The 8,857-nt window shown below is 48.0% G+C and carries 6 protein-coding genes and 2 pseudogenes; 4 read left to right on the top strand and 4 right to left on the bottom strand.

Annotated elements, in window-relative coordinates:
• Positions 1 to 91: pseudogene (gene ribH / locus K0504_RS10205) on the top strand (6,7-dimethyl-8-ribityllumazine synthase); the annotation flags it as partial.
• A gap of 201 nt (positions 92 to 292) precedes the next feature.
• Here the strand turns inward: ribH and K0504_RS10200 are convergent.
• Both K0504_RS10200 and K0504_RS10195 read right to left on the bottom strand, forming a co-directional pair.
• Positions 293 to 1,027 (bottom strand): annotated as a pseudogene (locus K0504_RS10200) (DUF4165 domain-containing protein); the annotation flags it as partial.
• A gap of 160 nt (positions 1,028 to 1,187) precedes the next feature.
• A complete protein-coding gene (locus K0504_RS10195) occupies positions 1,188 to 4,691 on the bottom strand; it encodes an Ig-like domain-containing protein (RefSeq protein ID WP_220104091.1) in 3,504 nt (1,167 codons plus the stop codon).
• A 411-nt stretch (positions 4,692 to 5,102) separates the two neighbouring features.
• Between K0504_RS10195 and K0504_RS10190 the strand changes: the two genes are divergently transcribed.
• From K0504_RS10190 to K0504_RS10180, 3 genes are all read left to right on the top strand, one after another.
• Positions 5,103 to 6,008, top strand: coding sequence for a DNA replication terminus site-binding protein (locus tag K0504_RS10190; RefSeq protein ID WP_220104090.1), 906 nt, complete (start codon positions 5,103 to 5,105; stop codon positions 6,006 to 6,008).
• A 98-nt stretch (positions 6,009 to 6,106) separates the two neighbouring features.
• Positions 6,107 to 6,619, top strand: a complete 513-nt coding sequence (locus K0504_RS10185) for a PDDEXK family nuclease (RefSeq protein WP_220104089.1) — start codon at positions 6,107 to 6,109, stop codon at positions 6,617 to 6,619.
• 117 nt (positions 6,620 to 6,736) lie between these two features.
• Positions 6,737 to 7,213, top strand: a complete 477-nt coding sequence (locus K0504_RS10180) for a hypothetical protein (protein ID WP_220104088.1) — start codon at positions 6,737 to 6,739, stop codon at positions 7,211 to 7,213.
• A 19-nt stretch (positions 7,214 to 7,232) separates the two neighbouring features.
• Here the strand turns inward: K0504_RS10180 and K0504_RS10175 are convergent, their stop codons facing one another.
• The gene (locus K0504_RS10175) at positions 7,233 to 7,565 is read right to left on the bottom strand and encodes a hypothetical protein (protein ID WP_220104087.1); all 333 of its coding nucleotides are present in this window, start codon (positions 7,563 to 7,565) and stop codon (positions 7,233 to 7,235) included.
• A gap of 155 nt (positions 7,566 to 7,720) precedes the next feature.
• On the bottom strand, positions 7,721 to 8,842 hold the full coding sequence (locus K0504_RS10170) for a hypothetical protein (protein WP_220104086.1): 1,122 nt from the start codon (positions 8,840 to 8,842) through the stop codon (positions 7,721 to 7,723).
• Positions 8,843 to 8,857 lie beyond the last annotated feature (15 nt).

Genomic DNA, 8,857 nt, shown 5'->3' with positions numbered 1-8,857 from the left:
TGGTACGAAAGCCGGCAACAAAGGCGGCGAAGCTGCTATGGGCGCATTAGAAATGGTCAATGTTTTGGCCGAAATTGCCCACGATCTCAAAACTCCAGCCGCCCTTCGTTACTATGCCAATTCCATCTGGGTTTTCGCTTGCGAGATCAGTTGTTGCGAGTTTGACCCGAAAAATTGTTGGGTTTTGGTTTACCACCATGCCGGACGTGTAGGGCTGCCAAGCAGCAGAGTCTTCATCATAAACATCAGATATCGTAGTGGTCGGGTAAACGATATCTGCAAAACTGTTCCGGCTGACAGTTAGGACATTTCCGGCTGCATCTTCTAACTCGAATCCAATTTCATACTCGGAGTCGTCGATAGGAAATAGTGCCTGTTGGCGCGCGGTGTTACGCAAGTCTACGGTAACCTTTGCCGTGCCTATATCTAATGTGGCAGCGTTTGTTTGGCGTACCCCCGATGCCAAATGAACGGTATAGAATGTTGCACTTTCTACTTGGTTTTCATCGGCCACGTTAGTTAGCGCGATTGAGTACGTGCCAGTGCCGATCATTTCAATAGAGCCACCTAACCCTGCATATTGCGTCCATTCAAATTCACTGTTTGCAGTAGGCGCTGTGGTATCTATCGTAATCGCTTGTTCCCAGAGATCGAGTTGTTCTTCCCCTGCAGAGAGTAAGGCGGCTTGAATGGTGTAAGTACCATCTGGTAGTGGCGATGTTGTTAGCGTTTTACCGTAGAAATCGCGCCCATTGAATGTAAGTCGGTCTGGAATTGAGACGACGCCCGACGTCGCTTGATGGACCTGAACACCACTTTCATTGAGGATCGTTAGGCGAATTTTTCGGTCCAAACCAGCAGAGATGATGATATCTAAAGCATCATTCGGGTTTAACTGCTCGTGTGGAGCATCAATCAGTTTGGGCTGACCAAGAGTATCAGTGAAGCTAAATCCTTCAATTGCAGCAAAAGCTGCCGGAGAAAAAACTGATATCCAGATGCCAAAAGCAATCAGTAACCGATTCATAGTTGCCAACCTTTTTAGTCGGGGTGCGTCGCCGCAATTTGGAAGATAGTAGTGCTGAATATGGTACTGAAACCAATCCAAGCTATTGTTCTCTAAAGAGGCTTAAATTGATTGTTAAGGGGAGTGGTTACGGGCGCCAGAAACCTAGCGCCCTTGAAGGTTACTCAAGAATGGGTTCGACGATTACATCCTCACACTGGTCACTTCCACCGTTATAGCTGTAGTCGCTGTCAGTGCAGATCCGTTGCGCAGGAACGCTGACATCGAGCGTGCAATAGGTTGGAAAAACAGTCCAGTCGTTGCCACATTCCGCAGGCAGAGGCGTTGCAATTTCTTCTTTGATGCATTCTTGGCCATCGAGCGAATCCCCATCATCGCAATTCCATGTCGGTGATTTGGTGGCTGGCTCAGAGCATTTGCCCGTGGAGGAGTTATAGTCGCCATCGCCACAATCGACTATTTGAGACGTGTAGTCAGTTTTGTGGTAACACATTTCAAAATACAGATCGTCATCGTCTTGTGGCTCGTAGCCAGAAGGACACGTTCGTTGGATGTATGTTTCGGCCGCTGCTTTACATTTGTCTAATAGGAAAGGATAGCCGCTGTTGTCCGTCCGGTAGGGGTACTCCGCTGGGCATTCTTCATCGTCGGCTATCGAAATTGAGCGTGCTTCACAGCCACCGATGTAGGCTAACTTGTACCCATCTACGTTACATTCTCCACTCACGATTTTGACGCAACGACTGACACCAGGCGTATAAGGGCTGCTGTTATAATACCCGTCTGGGCAGTCATAACTGCTCGATGTGTAGGTTCGCGTGTAATGACACAAGTTGTCACTCGAGTCTAAGCTACCGCTACTGCATGATGGATCTGCGTCGTAAGTGGCGGAATAAAAGCACATGTCTTGGCTTTCATCGTACACTTGATCGCCAGAACATCGTTCTCGTTCAACACGAAGCGTTGTTGTGCATTGGCTGTTATTTAATACGTGGCCAGCAAGGTGATCGCATGACCAAATGGCAGGGAGCGTTAAGGTTTGCTCACATTGACCATTGTTTAATTCAAAATCATCATTGCACCAAACCCCCTCGATGACAGGGATCTCAACCATGAAGTTGGCTGTGCCCGTCATGCCGCTTTGGGCGGGATAGACAGGCAGGTTAATTGCACCAGTCAAGGGGTCAACCGCAACCAGCATCTCCACGGTTTGACCCGGAGAAACCGTCAGGCCATCAATAACCACCGCGAACTCAGAATCAGTGCGCAGGGTGAACATGAGTGTTTGCTCGCCGCGGGCAAGATTACCTTCCTCTGTTCGGAGTGAATCTGTGGCAATAGTGGCTAACGGATCGCCATTGGGTAACTCAAGAGGTTGATTAATGGCCAGTACGCTTTGTGGTTCAAGGTCGACCATATTCGGAGGGATGTAACTGAACGAAGCTGTTGTGGTCGTCGTTAAGCTGTTGATGTCGCGGAAAGTGGCGCTCAACGTATAGGTGTCACCCTCAACAAGTGAGGGGAATATGCGGGGGTAGTCCACAGCATAAGTATGTTCAAAAAGATGAATGAGCGGTAAGACGACAGAGTCATTAGACGGTCCACCGGAAAGCGTGATGTTTCCAGCGGAATAGTCGCTACTGTCTTGAACGTCGATGCGTAAGCTTTCAAGGCCGACAATAGAGTCAAACGAGGCGTTACCATCGTTCGTAATGGTGACAATAGGGGCTGTTGAATCAATCGTAATGGCGTCAAGCAATAAGAATTCTTGGTTAAAGTTATTTTCGCTACTGTGGTAGTCGTAGCTCGGATTCGGGCCGTCTTCAACGCGAGTTGATAGCTGCCATATTCCTTCCGGCAAATTTGCTTTGGGGAAAAGCGCCCGATATTCACTGGTTGCAGAATCCATGGTGATCGCTTCAATGATATAAGGCTCGACAACCACTTCCTCGCCACCCTCGCCAGTAAACACTAGCTCGATGTTGTGCACACCATGATTAGACCAAATTTTGGTGGGTTGATAATCCATGATCCATACACCGTAATGGCTGCCAATGTAGCGATGGCCAGACAGTGTAGCGGGCAATCCATCCCAACCGAGAACGTAGGTTGATTCATTGCTTCTCATGCCATTGTCGTCACTGCGAATCACCGGACGGGAATGATATACACCAGTTGAGCCAACTTCGGGGTACGGTAGCGAGATATCCAGTTCGCACGTTGTTTCGTTGGGAGGAATGATGCACTCATCGCCAGCGGTGATACCTTGTGTCCACGGCAAGCGCTGCGAATATGGGCGCGGCTCTACCGTAGCGCGCAATTTGGATAGCGTGGAGCTGACACCACCAGTAGTGCTTGAAGTGGTCATGAAGCTATTAATCCAGGACTGATTGTGATCCCAGAAGAACTCAATCGACAAAAATTTAGGTGGTGTGGCTTCTGCGGTGCCAAACGTTAAGTCGGCTGGAAAGAAATAGCGTCGCCATGCGACGTGATCTTGGATATAGATATCGCTCGACAAGGTTCCTTCAGTAGTGACAGTGGTTTCGATTACTTTGTAAAGATAGTCATCATCAGTAGCATCCCAATAACCTTGGGTTTTTGATGTTTCTGAGCCGGCAATCCAGCCACCATAGATGTTCGCCTCATTATCAAGTGCGTTTCCGAGATTTTTATACCCGTTTCGGTTGAATCGATACAGTAATTTGGCTGGGTTGGTATCAATGGCCATGCCAGATGTAAAGGGCTCGAATCCTGCGAACTCTCCAACGCCCGCACCGGAGCCGGTGAATACGCCGAGCAGCTCGGGTTGTTGTGCAGTCGCTTTGTTGGCGACGTAGTAATACTTCTCTACGGTCGTGCAGTTGCTAGCCCAGTCGCAGATAGACATTTCGACACGGTATTTTGCGTTCTCATTCGTCGGAAAATAGTCATCGCCCACACCGTCCCGTTCGCCGGTACCTGCGAAGGCAAGCGTATTGGCCAGATCAACGATTAGGTTTTTTGAACGAGCGAGCTGGCCAGCGTTTGGCCCATCGGCATAATAGGATTTGAATGTGCCATAGCGAATATTGGTTCTGTAATTGTTGCTTAGAGGGTCGTCAATGTCGTTGAGTATCATTCGATAGGAGTAGTAGCGACTAACGATTTGAATCCCGTCATCATGGTTGAAGTGGTATGCGCCATTGCCTGTCCATGTGATCTCACCAACGGTTGGCAATACGGTATCGATGTGCAATGGGATTGTTTCGGTGGCAATTAACTCACCCGATGCGGCCAGCGTTTCAGCAGTCAGCGTGTAGGCGCCATCGGGTAGTCCTTTAACCGTGAATTTCTTACCGTAGAAATCGCGGCCGTTGAGTGATAGACGGTCGGCCGTCGAGATCACTGAGGAGCTTTCGTGATGAACATCTACGCCGTCAGTGTCTTGAGCAATCGTAAGCTCGAGTTTTCGATCGAGCCCGCCGGACACATAGATTTGAACACCACCAGCATCAGGAGAAACTTTGTAGCGACTTCCTGACGTTGAGCGTGCGTCTCGCGCGATGGTTGTCGCGCTATGCGCTTGAACAAATTGATACCCTTCGACATCTGCATGAACTGTGGTCGAGAGAGCAAGTAGGTTTGCCGCGACAATGAATGGCGCAAAACGTAGCAACTTCATAGCGAAATCCGATTTTCAACAACGTAACCGTGACTGTAGCGAGGTGGCTACTTTAGGTTGGCTTGATACGAATGAGATTTGCGGATGTTACACGGTGCATCAAGCGACAACGGCAACCTTGAACATGAGCAAGAATGACTACTTAGCGATGCAGAGAGGTGTTAATTATGACAACACCCTAACTGTTTTAGACAACATATAGGCGCTTCGCGCCTCACCGGAACTCTTATCTGGTGACCCGATGGATTTTAATTAAAATATTAAAAAATAATAATAAAAAATAGTAAATAACGCGGCCAGATGGTCGAGATTAACCTTGCTACGAAGTGCTTGTCTTGTTCTATCCATATAGGGGTGTTGTCATAATTATTGTGCTATCCTGACATTAAGGACAACTAGCGAGGCGCAACCATGTTGAGTATTGAGCAGCAACTACAGCTTCACTACGCTGATATCGAGCGTTATGTCTGGCGGCTAGTGAGCTTGCTAGATGACATGGAGTGCGTACAAGCCTGCACGTTTGAGTTGCCGCGGATTGACGAAGGCGATACCTATGCGCCAATCACTCAAATTGAGCCCGTTCGCCTTGACGGATTCATGGCTGAAGTTAAAGGGCGCCGACTCTATTCCGAGTTCTACGCACCACAAGGGGCCAGCACTAAATGCCCGATTCGTATGCCAGGTCTGTTGCAGTACGCAGGCGATCCCGCTCCTGTGGCAAATGTGCTGAAGGCACTTAATGCCGCCAAACAAGCATTCAATCTGTCGGTCGTGTCTATCAATGATGTTGATTTGCAGTTCGAGCTGGTACATAAGCTGTTTCCGCGACTGATTAACAAGCAACTGACGCGCAACATCCATTTGATGGAGCCTGCCGTGCGCAGTTGTGGGTTTTCTCTTGGTACCAAACCTTTGGCTAATAAATTATCAGGGGAGTCGGCCGAAGGGCTTCTAGCCCAGCGCCGAGATAAGTGGCCTATTGGCTGGCTTCGTCCGGAGTGGGAAGCTCATATTGATGTGGCGCTAGAGGACATTCGACGATTACCGCCGGATGCATATTTAGTGCAAGAGCGAAGCGGGAAGATCCAGCCGGTTGCAAATGTTCGTTATGATGCGGGCATAACACAAAAGCCAGCTGCCCTGCCCTTGCTTTTGGTACAGCCTTCAACTGACAAAGTTAAAATAAATCCGATGCGGCCGTTTGATCTCGAAAAACGACGAACTCGAGCGCGACGAGCGGGCTCTAAAACAGCCACGCAGATCATTTCTGCACATTTTGGCATTGTTGCAAAATGGAAAACTGCGGCGCTGCGCTAGTGATCGTCGGAATAAAGGCGTGACATCTTCTTTTTGCATTGGCGCAACATTTCATAAGATACTTGAGGGCTTGCGAAGCAACATGGACTGTTTAATCAATGGCTAGCTCGATTCAGCAACGCCTTTCACTTTTTTCCGATCGTTCATCTAGTGCTCGTCATTTTGACTTCACTAGTAAAAACCCCCGTCGATGTGTTTTCAAGCATGGTCGTTCGCAAGCGGAAAAGCATTTTGCTCGGAACCTAGAAAGGCATGGTGTCGCTTTTCAATACGAACCGGTTACGCTGGCGAGGCGAATATTTAGCTCGGTGGGTGGCTTTAAGGCTCTAATGGGATACAAAGACTTGTATACCCCAGATTTCTATTTGCCTGAACTCGACCTATATATCGAGATCAAATCACAAGACAAACCCATTACTCCTCCATTGTTGGCTAAATACCGTCGATTCGGCAGTGCCATGGCTCACAAGGAGGTCAAGTACGCTGTGGTAAATATGTCCTACGCCAATCGAAAGCCACAGCTACTTTACTCTAACTTTGGCTATCCTGGGCATGCTAGCCACGACCTTCTCGATGCCATACTGGCAATGTGCATTAAGTGCACTGTATAACACGTCGATTGTTCCCATTAAATCAGCCACTTATTCAGCATGGATAAGTATCGTGCTACGATGCCGGAAACGCGTATGAAGCATTCTGATTGAAGGCCGGTATTTAGGAGTCATGAAATGAAATGCAAGCTATTGCTGGTACTTGTATTGTCTGCCGTATCATCCACATCTTCAGGAGCAGAGTACAAAGAGAGGGATACTAACTATACATTTGACGTGCGATGCAGTTATGAAATTGTAAAGCTACAAAAGGTGGGCTTGGGGGCTAGTTTCACGTCAAATGAGGGCATTCTTGACGAGCGCAATGCTTTAACACCCAGAGATGTGACTCAATCAAAAATTGTACATATCGGCACAGGATTGGGAAGCCCCATTTGGACATTCGATACAGTTATCGAGCGCGAGAGAAGTAAAACATATACCAAGTACACTTATCATAACTTGCCAGAAAGCTCTTTTGGTAATGAGCTTCAAGTCGAACAAGTGACCTTTCAGCCAGCGTCAGAAAGAATAATATCACTCCGTAAACGCACCTTCGGTCACTGTGCGTCAAAAGAGCTAGAGCCGACCCAAAAAAAAGAAAAGCCAGAGTAAACAACTTCGATACTTAGTATTAAGCTTTGGTAAAAACTGGCTCCCCGCCGCTAACCAATATGAATAACTTCTCATGGTGCATTATCGCTTGCAGAGCTTTGTTCTTGGGTAGGTCGTGCCATCCGCCAATTCCATCATCATCCTCAGACCACCCGATAATGTTTTGCAACGTGTAACACTCACGATTAGAAATGTCTTCAATTTCTATGAAGCCGCCAACAGGCATTGATCGAACTTGACCATTTGCTGATATCGCAGGCACACGGTTGCCCGTAACGCTTGGGCTAGACGTTTGCCCATTGTTGTCGATGATGATGCGCAAGTAATTGAAACCGTGAAGAATTGACGGCATTTTAGGGCCTTAGTGGTTACTGTATAAATAAACAGTATGCCACATAAGGGAGCCGCTCTGCAGTTTACGTTGATTTTAAATGCCTTCGAGGGCAACCGACTTATCCACAATATCAGTGGATAAGTCGGTGAGTTGAGGCTGAACAAATCTACCGTTTAGTAGTGAGCCGTGGCAGCACCATCAAGCCAAACATCAAGCTGAATGTTGGTACTGCGAGCCTCTGATGATGTTGGCGTAAAATTAAATGCAATGTACTCGGCCATTCCATAACGCACGGTATCCAACTGTGGCTGAGAGCAAAGCAACCATCCATCTTCGCTAGGCACCGAAATGGCTTGGCTTTTTACCTTGGAGCCATACCTACCGGCGATGAAGATCTCTGGTAAATTCTTTTGAATAAGTTTCGCTGTTTTTTCGGCATCAATAGAGAGCGACGGATTCAGGTGATACCGAATGCATTCGTGCTCGCTTTTCGCGCTAAACCATTCTTCAAGAAGTCCTGTCACTGGCAATGTGTCGAGATGATAATCAACGTAGACCACCGCTTCGAACCCATCATCAGGAAGCGGCTCGAATGCTACGGCAGGGTCCGCCATTACCACACCATCTTCTATGTACTGATATAACCGAGCAATTACCTGAGCAGCTTTACTCACTGATTGGGCCGTGCTGCTAGGTTGTTCGACCTGCTGATTCAAGCGCGTCATTTTCAGAAGCGTGCGCCGATCGGCTTCACTTAGCGTGTAATTGCGCTGCATCAAATCTTGTAAACGACGAGCACGAGTAACAAGAGCTCGCTCAGAATTGTCCTGTGGCACCGACTGGCCGTTGGTACGCTGCATTTCTGTCAATTGTTGCTGTTGCCGCTCAATCACGCGAGACAATGCAACATTCAATGCAGCCATATCACGATTAACTTTCGATGCTTCAATTTGTGCAATAAAAGGTTCTTGATCGACATGGATGACAACTGCTAGGCGCCGGATTGGCAAACCCTCAGGGGAAGTTGTCCATGAGAATGTTTCTGACTCGAATGTGACAAGGCCGGCTGATAGTGACCGAATCACTTCTGAGTACTCGTCATCCCGAAGCTGTTGGGTTGCCTCTATGTATTTCGCCGCTTGATGCAGCGCGCGTTGGGCAGCGAGCTCACGCAACTGCTGATCTAGTTGGGCTGGTGACTGGTCACTGTTTAAGGCTAGCTCAACTGTAACGTCATATTCTGCGGCAGCCAAAAGCGTAGAGAAAATCAATGTTAGTACAGCCAGTATCTTCATGAATATCTCCGGTAG

This window comes from Neiella holothuriorum (assembly GCF_019457915.1).
In the GTDB taxonomy this organism is placed as follows: domain Bacteria; phylum Pseudomonadota; class Gammaproteobacteria; order Enterobacterales; family Neiellaceae; genus Neiella; species Neiella holothuriorum.
The sequence above is the reverse complement of the archived record's forward strand: the minus strand, read 5'-3'. Positions and strand labels throughout refer to the sequence as shown.